14 protein-coding genes and 1 riboswitch are annotated in these 15017 nt (G+C 69.7%); of the genes, 7 read left to right on the top strand and 7 right to left on the bottom strand.

All coding sequences use genetic code 11. The features are described 5' to 3' along the window. Positions 1–92: 92 nt before the first annotated feature. The 3 genes from PUT80_RS29570 to PUT80_RS29580 all read right to left on the bottom strand — a co-directional run bounded on the left by PUT80_RS29570 (position 93) and on the right by PUT80_RS29580 (position 4499). Entirely contained in the window at positions 93–1982 is a 1890-nt protein-coding gene (locus PUT80_RS29570; RefSeq protein WP_205669803.1) for an ABC transporter ATP-binding protein, read from the bottom strand. Between the two features lie 113 nt (positions 1983–2095). Further along, entirely contained in the window at positions 2096–3829 is a 1734-nt protein-coding gene (locus tag PUT80_RS29575; protein WP_134661795.1) for an ABC transporter ATP-binding protein, read from the bottom strand. A 43-nt stretch (positions 3830–3872) separates the two neighbouring features. Beyond that, complete coding sequence (locus tag PUT80_RS29580) at positions 3873–4499, bottom strand: TetR family transcriptional regulator (RefSeq protein WP_037811329.1); 627 nt, start codon at positions 4497–4499, stop codon at positions 3873–3875. A gap of 124 nt (positions 4500–4623) precedes the next feature. On the opposite strand from PUT80_RS29580, the gene PUT80_RS29585 reads away from it, so the two are divergent. From PUT80_RS29585 to PUT80_RS29600, 4 genes are all read left to right on the top strand, one after another. Continuing rightward, positions 4624–4989, top strand: a complete 366-nt coding sequence (locus tag PUT80_RS29585) for a VOC family protein (protein ID WP_275294162.1) — start codon at positions 4624–4626, stop codon at positions 4987–4989. Beyond that, positions 4986–5651, top strand: a complete 666-nt coding sequence (locus tag PUT80_RS29590) for a hypothetical protein (protein WP_275294163.1) — start codon at positions 4986–4988, stop codon at positions 5649–5651. The genes PUT80_RS29585 and PUT80_RS29590 overlap by 4 nt, the downstream gene beginning before the upstream one ends. Positions 5652–5885: 234 nt before the next feature. Further along, positions 5886–6758, top strand: coding sequence for a Ku protein (locus tag PUT80_RS29595; protein WP_275294164.1), 873 nt, complete (start codon positions 5886–5888; stop codon positions 6756–6758). Between the two features lie 230 nt (positions 6759–6988). After that, on the top strand, positions 6989–7195 hold the full coding sequence (locus tag PUT80_RS29600; RefSeq protein ID WP_037811335.1) for a hypothetical protein: 207 nt from the start codon (positions 6989–6991) through the stop codon (positions 7193–7195). Positions 7196–7369: 174 nt separating this feature from the next. On the opposite strand, the gene ahcY is transcribed toward PUT80_RS29600, so the two are convergent. Next, positions 7370–8830, bottom strand: coding sequence for an adenosylhomocysteinase (gene ahcY, locus PUT80_RS29605; RefSeq protein WP_134727328.1), 1461 nt, complete (start codon positions 8828–8830; stop codon positions 7370–7372). Between the two features lie 107 nt (positions 8831–8937). Here ahcY and PUT80_RS29610 point away from each other — a divergent pair, with 107 nt between their 5' ends. Next, the gene (locus PUT80_RS29610; protein WP_275294165.1) at positions 8938–9696 is read left to right on the top strand and encodes a class I SAM-dependent methyltransferase; all 759 of its coding nucleotides are present in this window, start codon (positions 8938–8940) and stop codon (positions 9694–9696) included. Between the two features lie 37 nt (positions 9697–9733). Beyond that, positions 9734–9811: riboswitch (S-adenosyl-L-homocysteine riboswitch) on the bottom strand. Between the two features lie 57 nt (positions 9812–9868). Here PUT80_RS29610 and PUT80_RS29615 read toward each other — a convergent pair. The 3 genes from PUT80_RS29615 to PUT80_RS29625 all read right to left on the bottom strand — a co-directional run bounded on the left by PUT80_RS29615 (position 9869) and on the right by PUT80_RS29625 (position 12238). Further along, on the bottom strand, positions 9869–10930 hold the full coding sequence (locus PUT80_RS29615; protein ID WP_275294166.1) for a DNA polymerase IV: 1062 nt from the start codon (positions 10928–10930) through the stop codon (positions 9869–9871). A gap of 122 nt (positions 10931–11052) precedes the next feature. After that, complete coding sequence (locus PUT80_RS29620; RefSeq protein WP_037811598.1) at positions 11053–11316, bottom strand: DUF3040 domain-containing protein; 264 nt, start codon at positions 11314–11316, stop codon at positions 11053–11055. Between the two features lie 157 nt (positions 11317–11473). After that, positions 11474–12238 (bottom strand): right-handed parallel beta-helix repeat-containing protein, encoded by a 765-nt coding sequence (locus PUT80_RS29625; RefSeq protein WP_275294167.1) that lies wholly within the window; start codon positions 12236–12238, stop codon positions 11474–11476. A 153-nt stretch (positions 12239–12391) separates the two neighbouring features. Between PUT80_RS29625 and PUT80_RS29630 the strand changes: the two genes are divergently transcribed. Both PUT80_RS29630 and PUT80_RS29635 read left to right on the top strand, forming a co-directional pair. Then, on the top strand, positions 12392–14173 hold the full coding sequence (locus PUT80_RS29630; protein WP_037811344.1) for a serine/threonine-protein kinase: 1782 nt from the start codon (positions 12392–12394) through the stop codon (positions 14171–14173). Then, entirely contained in the window at positions 14170–14994 is an 825-nt protein-coding gene (locus PUT80_RS29635) for a hypothetical protein (RefSeq protein WP_051728843.1), read from the top strand. Before PUT80_RS29630 ends, PUT80_RS29635 begins: the two co-directional genes overlap by 4 nt. The last annotated feature ends 23 nt before the right edge of the window (positions 14995–15017 follow it).

The following is a 15017-nucleotide window of genomic DNA, read 5'->3' on the forward strand; positions in this document are numbered from 1 at the left end:
TGGGTGCACTGGCTGCGGTTTAGGGCCGTGAGGGGAACCCTGAGGGAATTGGATTCCCTCAGGGTTCCCCTCACGTACGTTGGTTTGCTTTTTTATTCGGTTTCTGCCATGGCTTCTGCGAATTGGGCTGCGTACAGGCGGGAGTAGGCGCCGCCTGCGTTGATGAGGGTTTCGTGGTTGCCTTGTTCTACGATGTTGCCGTTTTCCATTACCAGGATTACGTCTGCGTCCCTGATGGTGGACAGGCGGTGGGCGATCACGAAGCTGGTGCGGCCGGTGCGCAGGGAGTTCATGGCGTGCTGGATCAGGACCTCGGTGCGGGTGTCCACCGAGCTGGTCGCCTCGTCCAGGATGAGGATCGCCGGCTTTGCCAGGAAGGCTCGGGCGACGGTGATCAGCTGCTTTTCGCCTGCGCTGACGGTGCCGCCCTCGTCGTCCAGGACGGTGTCGTAGCCGTCGGGGAGGGTGCGGACGAAGCGGTCCACGTAGGTTGCCTTCGCGGCTTCGATGACCTCTTCGCGGGTCACGTTGTCCGCGCCGTACGCGATGTTTTCCGCGATCGTGCCGCCGAACAGCCAGGCGTCTTGCAGGACCATGCCCGTCTTCGAGCGCAGTTCCTCGCGGTCCATCGCCTTGATGTCGACGCCGTCCAAAGTGATCCGGCCGCCGTCGATTTCGTAGAAGCGCATCAGGAGGTTGACCAGCGTGGTCTTGCCCGCGCCGGTCGGGCCGACGATCGCGACCGTGTGGCCGGGGTCGACCGACAGCGACAGGTCTTCGATCAGCGGCGTGTCCTTCAGGTAGCGGAACGACACGTGCTCGAATTCGACCTGCCCGCGCACGACCTCCGGGCGCTGCGGGTGCTCCGGCTCCGGTTCCTGCTCCTTGGCGTCCAGCAGCGCGAACACCCGCTCGGCCGAGGCGACGCCGGACTGCAGCAGGTTCGCCATGCTCGCGATCTGCGTGACCGGCTGGCTGAACTGGCGCGAGTACTGGATGAACGCCTGCACGTCGCCCAGCGTCAGCGTGCCCGAAGCGACCCGCAGGGCGCCGACGACGGCGACCAGCACGTAGCTCAGGTTGCCGATGAACATCATGCCCGGCTGGATCGTGCCGGAGATGAACGACGCCTTGAAGCTCGCCTCGTACAGCGCCTCGTTCTGCTGCCGGAAGACCTCCTCGGCCTCCTTGCCCCGGCCGAAGACGTGCACCAGCGAGTGGCCCGAGTACATCTCCTCGATGTGCGCGTTGAGCTTCCCGGTCGTCGACCACTGCCGGATGAACTGCGGCTGCGCGCGTTTGCCGATCTTGGCCGCGACGAACACCGACACCGGCACCGTCAGCAGCACGATCGCGCCCAGCAGCGGCGAGATGACGAACATCATCACCAGCACGCCCAGCACAGTGAACAGCGACGTGACGATCTGCGACAGCGTCTGCTGCAGCGACTGCGCCAGGTTGTCGATGTCGTTGGTGACCCGGCTCAGCACCTCGCCGCGCGGCTGGCGGTCGAAGTAGCGCAGCGGCAGCCGCGCGAACTTCTCCTCGATGTCCTGGCGCAGCCGGAACACCGCGCCCTGCACCAGGTTCGTCGTGAGCCGCGCCTGGATGACGCCCAGGAACGACGCGAAGACGTACAGCGCCAGTACGATCATCAGCACCTGGCCGACCGCGGTGAAGTCGACGCCGTGGCCGGGCATCAGGTCGACGCTGGTGAACATGTCGGCCAGGGTGTTCTCCCCGCGCGCCCGCAGGCCCTCGATCACCTGTTCCTTGGTCGCGCCCGCGGGCAGATGCCTGCTGGTCACGCCGGCGAAGATCAGGTCCGTCGCCCGGGCCAGCACCTTCGGGCCGAGCACGGTCAGCGCGACGCCGATCGCGCCGAGCACCAGCACTCCGGTCAGAGCCGCCCGTTGCGGGCGAAGCAGCCGCAGCAATCGCGCTAGCGAGCCTTTGAAGTCGAGGGCTTTCTCCGCGGGCATGCCCGCGGACATCATCCGGCCGGGTCCCGCTGTGGGTTGCGGCCGGGTCTTGTCGCGCGCGACGGCGGCTGGTTCGTCGTCGTCGTGCGCGGTCGCGGTTTTCGTTTCCTCGCTCACGCCGCCTCCTGCTCGGTCAGCTGCGAAAGCACGATTTCCCGATAGGTTTCGTTGGTGTCCATCAGCTCGTGGTGGGTTCCGGTGCCGACGACGCGGCCGTCGTCGAGCACGATGATCCGGTCCGCGCCGCGGATCGTGCTGACCCGCTGCGCGACGATGACGACCGTCGCGTCCTGGGTTTCTTCGGTGAGCGCACGGCGCAGCGCGGCGTCGGTGGCGTAGTCGAGCGCGCTGAACGAATCGTCGAACAGGTAGATCTCCGGCCGGTGCACCAGCATCCGCGCGATCGCGAGCCGCTGCCGCTGTCCGCCCGAGACGTTGGTGCCGCCCTGGGCGATGGGGGAGTCGAGACCCTGTTCCATCCGTTCGACGAAGTCCTTGCCCTGCGCGACTTCCAGCGCGTGCCAGAGCTCCTCGTCCGTCGCGTCCGGATTGCCGTAGCGGAGGTTGCTGGCGACCGTTCCGGCGAACAGGTACGGCTTCTGCGGCACCATGCTGACCACCGACGACAGCACTGTCGGGTCGAGCCGGCGCACGTCGACGCCGTCCACCCGGACCGAGCCCTCGGTGGCGTCCATCAGCCGCGGGATGAGGTTGAGCAGCGTCGTCTTGCCGCTGCCCGTGCTGCCGATGATCGCGGTGGTCTCGCCCGGCCGGGCGAACAGGGAAACGTCGTGCAGCACCGGCTTTTCCGCGCCGGGGTACCGGAATCCGACGCCGGTCAGGTCGAGGTGACCGCGCTCGGCCGCGGCCGCGACCGGCTCGTCCGGCGGGCGCACGCTCGACTCGGTGTCCAGCACCTCGGTGATCCGCTCGGCGCTGACCTCCGCGCGCGGCACCATCATGAACATGAAGGTGGCCATCATGACCGCCATCAGGATCTGCAGCAGATAGGCCAGGAACGCGGTGAGCGCGCCGATCTGCATGGCCCCGCTGTCGACCCGCTGCCCGCCGAACCACAGCACGGCGACGCTCGACACGTTCACCACCAGCATCACGGTGGGGAACATCAGCGCGATCAGCCTGCCGACCCGCAGCGACACGGTGAACAGCTCGTCGTTGGCCCGGCCGAAACGCTCGCGCTCGTGCTTGTCCCGCACGAACGCGCGGATCACCCGGATGCCCATGATCTGCTCGCGCATGACCTGGTTGATCCGGTCGAGGCGCACCTGCATGAGCCGGAACGCCGAGCGCATCCGCATGACGATGAGCCCGATCGCGACGCCCAGCACCGGCACGATGACGACGAGCAGCGACGACAGCGGGACGTCCTGCTGCAGCGCGAGCAGGATGCCGCCGACGCACATGATCGGCGCGGACACCATCAGCGTGAAGGTGAGCGCGGCGAGCAGCTGGATCTGCTGGACGTCGTTGGTGGTGCGGGTGATCAGCGACGGCGTGCCGAACTTCCCGATCTCGCGGGCGGAGAACGCCTGCACGCGGTGGAAGACTCCGGCGCGGATGTCGCGGCCGACGGCCGAGGCGGTGCGGGACCCGTAGTAGACGGCCCCGATCGACCCGGCGATCTGCACCAGTGTGATCAGCAGCATCACGCCGCCGATCTTCACGATGTAGCCGGTGTCGCCTTTGACGAGGCCGCCGTCGATGATGTCGGCGTTGAGCGTGGGCAGGTACAGCGCGGCGATCGTCTGCACCAGTTGCAGCGCGACGACGACCCACAGCGCCGCCCGGTAAGGGCGCAGGTAGCTGCGCAACAGTTTGACCAGCACGGTCGGGTACTCCCCCAAAAAAGTGAATGGCGTCGGTTCGGGTCTAGCGGGCCGCGGCGGGCGCGGCGAGTGCCGGCATCCCGGCGGCGGCCTCCCTCAGGAGGCCGGTGAAGGCCGATACGAACTCTTCGTCGGAGTAGTCCGAATTGAGCCAGGTTTCGAAGGCGATGCGCGAAGCGTTCTGCACAATGCTCGCCATCAGCCGGGCGTGCAACGGATTTGCGTGCTCGCCCGCCCGCTCGGCGATGGCGTCGGCCAGCACCCGCTCGACGGTGGCGAACGCGCGCAGCATCTCGGCGAACAGCGCGCCGTTCTCCATCAGCGCGCGGACCCGCCGCACTTGCTCGCGCTTCGGGCGGTCGTCCTCGTTGAACCGGGTGATCGAGGCGTTGACGACCGCGTCCCACAGCGGCTCGTCGGCGGGCCTCGCCAGGAGCGCTTCGCGCACGTTCTCCTGCCGTTCGACGATGAACGCGCAGACAGCTTCCTCCTTGCTGGAAAAGTAGTTGTTGAAGGTGCGCGGGGAGACGCCCACCTCGTTCGCGATGTCCTCCACCCGCAACTGGTCGACGCCCCGCTCGAGCGCGATCCGGAGCGCCGCTTCGGCGAGCGCCCTCCGCGCGGCTCGTTTCTTGCGCTCGCGCAGGCCCAGGGGTGCGGTGGTGGTCACCGGGTCGAGAGTAGCAGCGAAAGTTGCGCGATGCGAAAAATTATGCGGACCGCGAAAAGTTGCGTTCTCGCAGGGGGCGGGTCGAGGTGCGGAGACGGCGTTCTCGCTGTGCCAGGATGAACACATGTTCGATGGCTTGCGCACGATCGTGTATCCCGCCGCCGATCTGGCCGCGGCCAAGGAGTGGTGGACGCGGGTGCTCGGGGTGCCGCCGTATTTCGACGAGCCGTTTTACGTCGGGTACAGCGTCCACGGCTACGAGCTGGCCCTCGATCCGAACGGCCGCGCGGAAAACGGCGACGGTCCGGTGACGTACTGGGCAGTGCCCGACGTGGAAGCCGCCGTGGCGAAGCTGATCGAGGAGGGCGCGGCCGAACACTCAGCGGTGACCGATTTCGGCGGCGGGATCCGCACCGCACTGGTGCGCGCGCCGGACGGGAACCTGGTCGGAGTGATCGAAAACCCGCATTTCCCGGGCGCTCCGGCTTGAGAAGAGCGCTGGCCGCGGCCGTCGTGCTGGTGCTGCTCGGCACCGGACTGGTCGCGGCCCAGTCGTCGGCGCCGACGCCGCGAGCGTATCTTCTCGGCGCGCTGAACCTCCTGCGGACGCATTCGATGGACCGGGACCGGGTGGACTGGCCGCGCGCGGAGGCCGAGGCGTTGCGTGCCGCGGAAGGGGCTTCGACCTTCTCCGAGACCTATCCGGCGATCCAGACGGTGATCTCCGAACTGGGCAATCAGCACACGAAACTGCTCAGCCCCGCGCAAGCGAAGGCACCGCTCGCGACGACGATCGCGGTGCCGTCGAGCCGGGTCGAGAACGGCGTCGCGATGCTGACGATTCCCGGCCTCATCGCCGACCCGGCGGGCGAGCGCCGGTACATCCAGGCCGGGGCAGCGGCGCTGCGGGCGGTCGAAGCGCAGGCGACGTGCGGATGGATCGTCGATCTCCGCGACGACACCGGCGGCACCATGTGGCCGATGCTGACCGTGCTGGCCCCGTTGCTGGGGGACGGCGTCGCGGGCTCGTTCGCCGGGCCGGGGCTGGCTCCGCAGTTCTGGACCGTCCGCGACGGGCGGTCCTGGTCGGGCGAGCACCCGGGCACGGACGAGGTCAATCCGGTCCGGCTGAGCCGCTGGTCGCGGTGCTGAGGTCGCGCGTCCAGCGTGGCCGACGTAGACCGGACCGGGCGGGTATACGGGGCGGTCCCGATCGCGCCCGACTTCCCGACGCAAGACCCGGAGACCGCCGCCGGTGAGTGGCTGCGCACGCGCGGCGCCTGTGCGTAGGGGCCCGGACCTGCGCGGACTGTCGGATTCGGACGATCGCGGCTACGGTGGTCACCGAGCGTGAATACGTACCGGCGGACGGCGGAGGTGCGCGGCATGCGGTCGATGTGGAAGGGCTCGGTGTCCTTCGGGCTGGTCAGCATCCCGATCCAGCTGTACGCGGCGACCGAGAACAAGAACGTGTCGCTGCGCCAGGTGCACGTCGCCGACGGCGGGCGGATCCAGTACAAGCGGTTCTGCTCGATCGACGGCGAGGAGGTGCCCTACTCCGACATCGCCAAGGGCTACGAGCTGCCCGACGGCGAGATGGTCGTGATCACCGACGCCGACCTCGCCGAACTGCCGCTGCCCACCCAGCGTTCGATCGACGTCCTCGAGTTCGTGCCGCTGGAGTCGATCGACCCGATCCGGTTCGACCGCACCTACTACCTGGAGCCGCAGAAGAACGCGGTGAAGCCGTACGTGGTGCTGCGCGACGCGCTGCAGAAGGCGAGCCACGTGGCGATCGCGAAGGTCGCCGTGCGCCAGCGGGAGAGCCTGGCGCTGCTGCGCGTCGTGGACGACGTGCTCGTGATGACCACGATGCTGTGGGCCGACGAGGTCCGGGTCCCGGATTTCCCGTTCCTGCACGAGGATCCGCCGCAGGTCCGCCCGCAGGAGGTGACGATGGCGGGGTCGCTGATCGACTCGCTGTCGGAGCCGGTGTTCGAACCGGAGAAGTACTCGGACTCCTACCGCGAAGCGCTCGAGGCGATGATCGAGGCGAAGGCGGGCGGCGGCGAGACGGTCGGCGCGCCGAAGCAGGGGGAGAAGGCCGAGGTCGTCGACCTGATGGCGGCGCTGGAGGCGAGCGTGTCGGCGGCGAAGAAGACCCGCGGGCCCGCCAAGGAGACGAAGAAGGCCTCCGGCGACGGCAAGGCGGCGGCGAAGAAACCGGCGTCGCGGGCCCGGCGGCCGAAGAGCGCCTGAGTCCGCCGCCGGGTGTTCCGCGCCGCGGAACAGTGAAATTTCACTGCTGCCGTCCGGAAAATGCCGATCGTCACGCCGGGTGAGCGACTGCGGCGGACTTCACCGGACCGGGGCGCCGACACGCCGCCGGGTATCCTGCGACGGCGAGATTTCCAGTGGTACCAAGGAGGAGTCCGGCCCCGGAGCAACGGGGCCGGGGACCCGAATACCTGAGCGGAAGGCGGCTGAGCATGGAGTGCGCGTTCTGCACGAGCGGCATCGACCACTGTCACGGCACCCTGGTGGTCCACCCGGACCGCGGGTTCAGCGAGTGCACCGATCCGTCCTGCCTCGACCTGGACCGGGTCCGGCACGGCCTGATCATCGACTGTCACACCCTCGACGCGGGGTGCGCCTGCACCGGAGCGGAGAAATCCCTGCTGCGGCAGGCTTCCTGACCGTCGCCGGCGCCCCGGCCGCCACGCTGCGCGGCCGGGGCGGCTTTACCCGATCGGGTAGCTTGCCGTGTACAAGCTGCTTGGCGATGTGCTAACACTACCGGGGGTCCTTCGGCTCTCCCTCCCCCTCGGAGCCGGAGGACCCCTTTTTTCCCGGCGAGGCCGGCGGCGCGGTCAGTAGCGGTAATGGTCCAGTTTGTACGGTCCGTCCACGTCGACGCCGATGTACTCCGCCTGTTCCTTGCTCAGCTTGGTCAGCCGGACGCCGAGCGCGTCCAGGTGCAGCCGCGCGACCTTCTCGTCCAGGTGCTTCGGCAGCCGGTACACGTCGTTCGCGTACTCGCCGGGCTTGGCGAACAGTTCGATCTGCGCGAGCACCTGGTTCGCGAACGACGCGGACATCACGAACGACGGGTGCCCGGTCGCGTTGCCGAGGTTCATCAGCCTGCCCTCGGACAGCACGATGATCGCGTGCCCGTCCGGGAACCGCCACGTGTGCACCTGCGGTTTGACCTCGGTCTTGACGATGCCCGGGACCTTCGCCAGCCCGGCCATGTCGATCTCGTTGTCGAAGTGGCCGACGTTCGCCACGATCGCCTGGTGCTTCATCCGCCCCATCTGCGCTGCGGAGATGATCCCGAAGTTGCCGGTGGTGGTGAGGAAAATGTCGGCGCGCTCCACGACGTCGTCGAGTTCGACCACGTCGAGCCCGTCCATCGCGGCCTGCAGCGCGCAGATCGGGTCGATCTCGGTCACCACGACGCGCGCGCCCTGTCCGCGCAGCGCCTCCGCCGCGCCCTTGCCGACGTCGCCGTACCCGCACACGACGGCGTACTTCCCGCCGATCATCACGTCCGTGCCGCGGTTGAGGCCGTCCGGGAGCGAATGGCGGATTCCGTACCTGTTGTCGAACTTCGACTTCGTGACCGAGTCGTTGACGTTCATCGCCGGGAACAGCAGTTCGCCGGTAGCCGCGAGCTGGTACAGCCGGTTCACGCCCGCCGTGGTCTCCTCGGTGACCCCGCGCATCGCGCCGGCGATCCGCGTGAACCGCTGCGGGTCCTCGGCGAGGCTGGCCGCGAGGGTGCGCAGCAGGATCCGGTAGTCCTCCGGGTCGTCCTCGTGCGCGGCGGGCACCGCGCCCGCCTTCTCGAACTCGGCTCCCTTGTGGACGAGCAGGGTCGCGTCGCCGCCGTCGTCCAGGATCATGTTCGGCAGTTCGCCGCCGGGAAAACGGAAAAGCTGGTCGGTGCACCACCAGTATTCGTCGAGGGTCTCGCCCTTCCACGCGAATACCGCGGTGCCCTCGGGACGCTCCGGCGTGCCGTTCGGCCCGACGACGACCGCCGCGGCCGCCTCGTCCTGGGTGGAGAAGATGTTGCAGGACACCCAGCGCACCTCGGCGCCGAGCGCGACGAGCGTTTCGATCAGCACCGCGGTCTGCACGGTCATGTGCAGCGAGCCCGCGATGCGCGCGCCCTTGAGCGGCTGGGCGTCCGCGAACTCGCGGCGCAGCGCCATCAGGCCGGGCATTTCGTGCTCGGCGAGGTCGAGCTGGATGCGTCCGGCCGCGGCGAGCGACAGGTCGGCGACCGCGAACTCCAAGGCGTCGACGGTACGCAGGGTGGGCGACATTTTTCCGTTCCTTTCAGGGGTTTTTGGGGCATGACGGAGCACGGGCACCGTGCCGGTGCCCGGAAAAGGGAGGCGCGCGCGGTGCGGACCAGGCCAGAATGGCGGGCATGGCAGAGCGCGCGTTGAGTTTTGGGGCAGTGGCGGAGGCGTACGAGCGGTACCGCCCGGGATATCCCGCCGAGTTAGCCGAAAAGGTGCTGGACTACGCGGGTGCGCCGGTCGCCGACGCCCTCGAAATCGGGGCGGGGACAGGGAAAGCGACCCGGTTGTTCGCGGGACGGGGGATCGCGGTCACCGCGACCGATCCGGATCCGGCGATGCTCGCCGAACTGCGCAAGCACCTGCCCGCCGACGTCGAGACCCGTCGCGGCGCACTGGAGGACCTGCGACCGGACCGGCAGTACGGGCTGGTGTACTCGGCCGCGGCGCTGCACTGGACGGACCCGGCCGGGCGGTGGCCGCGCATCGCCGCCCTGCTCGCGCCGGGCGGGGTGTTCGCGTCGATCGGCGGGCCGATCGGGCCGGCGGATCCCGTTGTGCGGAAAGCGGTCGACGACGCTCAGGCCCCGTTCCTGGAGAGCGCTGAGGTCCCGTCGCCGGACGGCACGCCGCCGGAGAACGCACTGCAGTGGCCGGGCACGGAACTCGAGCAGTCCGAGTTGTTCGCCGACGTCCGGCAGGTCGTCGTCCAGGAACGGATGACGGTGAGCGCGGACGAGCTGATCGGTCTGTTCTCCACGGTTTCGGCGTACCTGGTGCTGCCGATTTCGGTGCGGGAGCAGGTTTTCTCGCGGATCCGGCAGGTCTTGCCGGAGACGGTCGACCTGGTCGCCGACCACACGGCCCACCTCGCGCGACGGCGCTGAGGCGGCTGGGACAACCAGTGGCACGCGACACCTCCTGAACCAGGAGGCGCCCTTCTCTCGAAGTCCCGCGGGCCGAGCGTGGCGGGAAAACCCCGTCGCAGCGCCTCTCGGCCCGGAGCCGCGCCCCGGCGGGCGCGTCGGTTTCCACCTTGGCAAGCCCGGTCGGGACCTGTCAAGCGCGCGGGAATTCGGCGCGGACGCCGAGCAGCCGCACCGGTTTGCCGAAAGCGAAGCGGCCCAACAGGTCTTGCGCCGCCGCGGCGAGCACCGCCGGATCCGACGACGGTGCGGGCAGCGTCACGCTGTGGGTGTGGGTGAGGAACGGCGCGAACCGCACCTTGACCGCGACGCGCGCCGCGGGACGTCCCTCGTCGGCGACGTCCTGCGCGACGCGTCCGGCCAGGGTCGCGGTCTCCCTGGCGATGGCGTCGGGGTCGGTGAGGTCTTGCTGGAATGTCGTTTCCCTGCTTCGGGAACGCGCGACGTACGGGGTCGCGCTCACCTCGGCGTCGCCGATGCCGCCGGCCAGCAGCCGGTACCACGGACCCAGCTTCGGCCCGAACCGCGCGGCGAGCGAGTCGGGGTCGGCGGCGGCGAGGGCGAGCACGGTGGAATACCCGGCTTCGGCGAGTTTCTTCGCGGTTTTCCGGCCGATTCCCCATAACGCGTCGGTGGGCCGTTCGGCCATGACGTTCCACCAATTTTCCTGGGTGAGCCGGTAAATTCCGGCCGGTTTCGCGAACCCGGTGGCGAGTTTGGCGCGGAGTTTGTTGTCGCCGATTCCCACCGACGACGAGAGACCGGTTTCCTCCTCGACGCCGCGCCGGATTTCCGCGGCGAGCGCTTCGGGATCGTCGGCGGTCGCGCCGAGGAAGGCTTCGTCCCAGCCGAGCACCTCGACCACCACCGGGAACTCCCGCAGCCGGGCCATGACGCGGTCGGAGACCTCCTGGTACGCCGGGGCGTCGACGGGGAGCAGGACGGCGTCTGGACAGCGTTTGACGGCCAGCCGCAGCGGCATGCCGGAATCGACGCCGAACTCGCGCGCTTCGTACGACGCGGTCGCCACGACGGCGCGCTCGGTCGGATCGCCGTTCCCGCCGACGATCACCGGCCGCCCGCGCAGCTCCGGCCGCCGAGCGACCTCGACGGCGGCGATGAACTGGTCGAGGTCGACGTGCAGCACCCAATCGGACACTGGACCAGTGTGCGGTGCGCGGGGCCGGCGGCGCATCCGGAGGCACCGGGCCGGTTGGTCGCGTGGTGTCCCCGCGGGAAGTACGTGAGGGGAACCCTGGGGGAATCAGATTCCCGGAGGGTGGCCCTCACGGACTTCTCCAGGCCGTTCGGGCGTGGTCACCCGCGGCAGCGCGCGACGTGCGCCGCGACCCCGCCCGCCGCGGCGAAGAGGGCACAGACGGTCAGCGCCGGGCTCGACGCGGCGATCCCGGCGACCAGGAGACCGCACGCGGCGACGTCCAGCAGGATCGCGAACGCGGTCAGCAGCGCGGCGGAGCGGGCCGGCTTGCCGCGGCGCAGGGCGGCGGCCAGCTCCGGGTCGCTGGTTTCGAACCAGCGCTCGATCTTGTCCAGCTCGACGCGTTCGTGGTGACTGAGCATGGAGTCTCCTTCGGCGGCCCGCGTGCCGTCCCGGAGGAAGTACCCGCTCCGTGCCCTGGTGAATCGGGTCACCCCCGATTCACCCGAGTGCCCGAACTCCGCGCGGAATCCGGCGGTTCCGGTCACGGTGCGCGGTCGGCCGGACCGTCCACAAAGGTCACGGAGCGCAAGCGGGCTCCGGTCCGGTGTAGCCCTCCCGTGACGAATCGTCGATGCCGACCTCGCACGGGATCGACGGGTCCACGCGGTTGCCTTCGACGTGGGCTCCGGTGGAGTGGACGGCCAAGCCGATCGCGTGGTCCGGGCCCGCCGCGAAGGTGTTGCCGGTGATGGTGGCCTGCTGTACGTCCTCGAACATCAGCGTCTGCGAAGCCACGAGCGTTTCGCAGAAATTGTCCTTGATCAGGAAATCCGTGGTGTGGCCTTTTCCGTCGCCTTCGCCGTCGTTCGGGCCTTCTGCCATCAAGCACATATTGTCGATTTTCTCGCAGCGGTTTCCTTCGATCCGGACGTGATTGCTCGGCGGGCTGTCGCTGGAGAAGGTCTGCATGCAGTCGGCGTGCGCGCCGTCGCGGTTCGAGGTCTGGCTGATCGTGTTGTGCTCGATGGCGAGGTAGTCGCCGAAGAACCGGATGCCGTCGCCGTCTCCGCCTTGCGGAGCGGTGATTCTGGTGTTCTTCAGCGTCACGTGATTGCCGCGGATTTCCACGCCGGGAGCGGACGGTCTTTCGAGGGTGAATCCGTCGACGACGACCCAGTCGGCGTCGACGTCGATGCCGGGGACGGATCTCCCGCCGCCGGAATAGACGCGCGGGTGGTCCGGCGTGCCGCCCGCGGTGATGTGCAGCCGGGAACCGGCGTGCGCGGACGGGGCGAAAGCCGCGGCCAGCACTGCGGTGACGGCCAGGACGAGGGTGCGCATGGGTCTCCTCTTCTTCGCTCGGACGGGGGACGCGGCGAAGATAGGGCCGGACGGCGGGAGGGGTCCCCGGGCCGCTTCCGGCGAACGCGCGTGATGCAGTATCGTTACTGCGAGTTACCTCACAGGGGTCGGACCACGCCGAGGGGAGCGTCGGTGCACGGGGACCAGCTCATCGCGGACCGGTACCGGCTGCTGGAGCGCGTCGGCAGCGGCGGCATGGGCGTCGTCTGGCGGGCGCGCGACGACCGGCTCGGCCGGGAGGTGGCGCTCAAGCAGGCCCGGCTGTCCGACGTGGTGAGCGGGCGGACGCTGCGCCGCGAGGCCCGGCTGGCGGCCGGGGTGCTGCACCCGAACGTGGTCACGTTCTTCGACGTCGCCGCTGACGGGGACGAGCTGTGGCTGGTGATGGAGTACGTCCCGGCGCGCAGCCTCGCGGAAATCCTCGCCGCGGAAGGGAGACTGCCCGCGCGCACGGTCGCCGAGATCGGCGTGCAGATCGCGGCGGCGCTCGGCGCGGTGCACGCGCACGGCATCGTGCACCGCGACGTCAAGCCGGGCAACGTCCTGATCGCCGCCGACGGCCGCGCGAAGCTCACCGATTTCGGCATCTCCCGTTCGGTCCGCACGGACGAGACGGTCACCGATTCGCCGCTCATCGGCGGCACGCCGGACTACCTCGCCCCGGAGGTCGCGCAAGGGCATCCGCCCACCGCGGCCTCGGATGTTTTTTCGTTGGGGGCAACGCTTTTCGCCGCCGTCGAGGGCGCGCCGCCGTTCTCCGGCGGCAACGAGTACGCCACCATCCGCCGGGTCGCCGAGGGCGCGGTCCCGCGGGCGCGGCACGCGGACGGTCTCGCGCCGGCGCTGGAACTGCTGATGCGGCGCGACCCTGCCGAACGCCCGACCGCGGTGTCGGTGGGGGAGCTGCTCGCGGAGGGAATCGACGCGCTGCCGGTCGACGTGCCGAAACGGCGGCGCACCCGGCGCGGGCTGCTGCTCGCCGGAGTGGCGGCCGCGGCGGTCGCGGTCGTGGTCGCCACGTATTTCGTGACGCGCCCGGCCAAGACCGAGGCGACTCCGCCGGCGGCGCAGCCGAAGCTCGGAATCGGTCCCGACCCGCGGGCCGCCGACCCGTGCCGGCTGGTCGATCCCGCCCCGCTGAAGCCGTTCGGCGATCCGGAAGTGGTTCCGGACTACGGGAATTTCAACCGCTGCGACGTGCTCCTGCACCGCGGCGACCTCCAAGCGGACGTCCTGGTCGAGCTGGAAGACCCGCCCGGTTCCGCGATCGAGGGCACGCAGTCGAAGTCCGGGCCGTTCGCGGTTTTCGCCGCGTCGTCCCCGGACCAGTGCGAGCGGACGATCCAGCTGCAGGACCGGTATTCGGTGAAGGTGACGGCCAAGCAGGACGACGGGTACCACCTCGACCTCTGCCGGGCCGCCGACACCGCGGTCGCTTCGGCGACGAAAGCCATGGCCGCGGCCGGGGTTCCGGCGCGCGCGACGGCGTTCCCGGCGGGTTCGCTGGCGTACGTGGACGCGTGCTCGCTGCTGGACTCGATCGGGATCTCCGCGACGGCCGGGGTCGAGGCTCCGGTCCGGATCGAGCGCGGCTTCGGCGGCTGGTGGTGCGACTGGAAGAGCCCGGCGAGCGACCGTTCGGTCACCGTCATGTTCGACCGGGACCAGCCGCCGGACAGCACGACCGGCCAGCTTGTGCAGGTCGGCGGGCACGACGCGTATCTCAAGACCGACGAGTTCGCGACGGACACCTGCCAGGCGGTCCTCGTCTACCGTTCCTACACCGACGCGCACGGGGACCCGAGGGTGGAACGCCTTCGGGTCGTGGTGCACGGAAAACCGCCCTCGGAGCGGCTGTGCGCGCCAGTGTCCACATTGGCCGGTTCGCTGGCCGGAAAGCTGCCGAAGACATGACCGCGTTTCCCGGCGGCCCGCCGGAAGAGCTGGGCCCGGACCACGGCAGCCTCGCGCACGGCGTCCCGCCCTCGCCGCCGGGCACGATCTTCGCGCTCGCGGTGACCGGCGGCGTGCGGATGCCGCCGCGCGACGGCAGGCAGGTGCTGTTCGGGCGCAACCGCGACGACGTGCACGTGTGCGTCGGCGAGGACGACCGGAAGGTCAGCCGGCAGCAGGGGTTCCTGGTGCGCCGCCGGGATTGCTGGTGGATCCACAACACCGGGAAGCTGCCGATCCGGCTGCCCGGTTCGCGGCTGCTGTTCCCCGAGGAGGAACCGGTGCCGCTGGCCGAGGGCTACACCGCGGCGTTCGTGCGCGGTTCGGCCGGGCGCGAGCACCTGCTGGAGGTGTACGTCGCGGGCGCGGACGGGCGCCGCCCGGATTCGCGGCCGCAGGACGTCACCGAACCGCCGCGGATGTGGCGGCTGACGCCGGACGAACGGCTCGTCCTCGTCTCGCTCGCGCAGCGGTATCTGCTGCAGGACCAGTACCCGCAGCCGCTCGCGTGGCGGCAGGTCGCGGCGCAGCTGTCCGAGCTCAAACCGGAAGGACGCTGGAGCGGCAAGCGCGTCGAGCACCTCGTCGGCGCCGTGCGCGCCCGGCTGGCCCGCGCCGGGGTGGCCGGGCTGACCAGGGAAGAGGTCGGCGAACCGGTCGGGAACGCGCTCAACGACAACCTCATCAAGGAACTCCTGCTGTCGACGTCGCTGGTCCCGCCGGACCTGGCTTTGCTCGAACCCGGCGACGATCCGGGAGGGGTCCCGGCCCCGCCTGCTTGACTCGCGGTGCGCGGCGGATCCGG

The organism is Amycolatopsis sp. La24, from assembly GCF_029087445.1.
Taxonomy (GTDB): Bacteria; Actinomycetota; Actinomycetes; order Mycobacteriales; family Pseudonocardiaceae; genus Amycolatopsis; species Amycolatopsis nivea.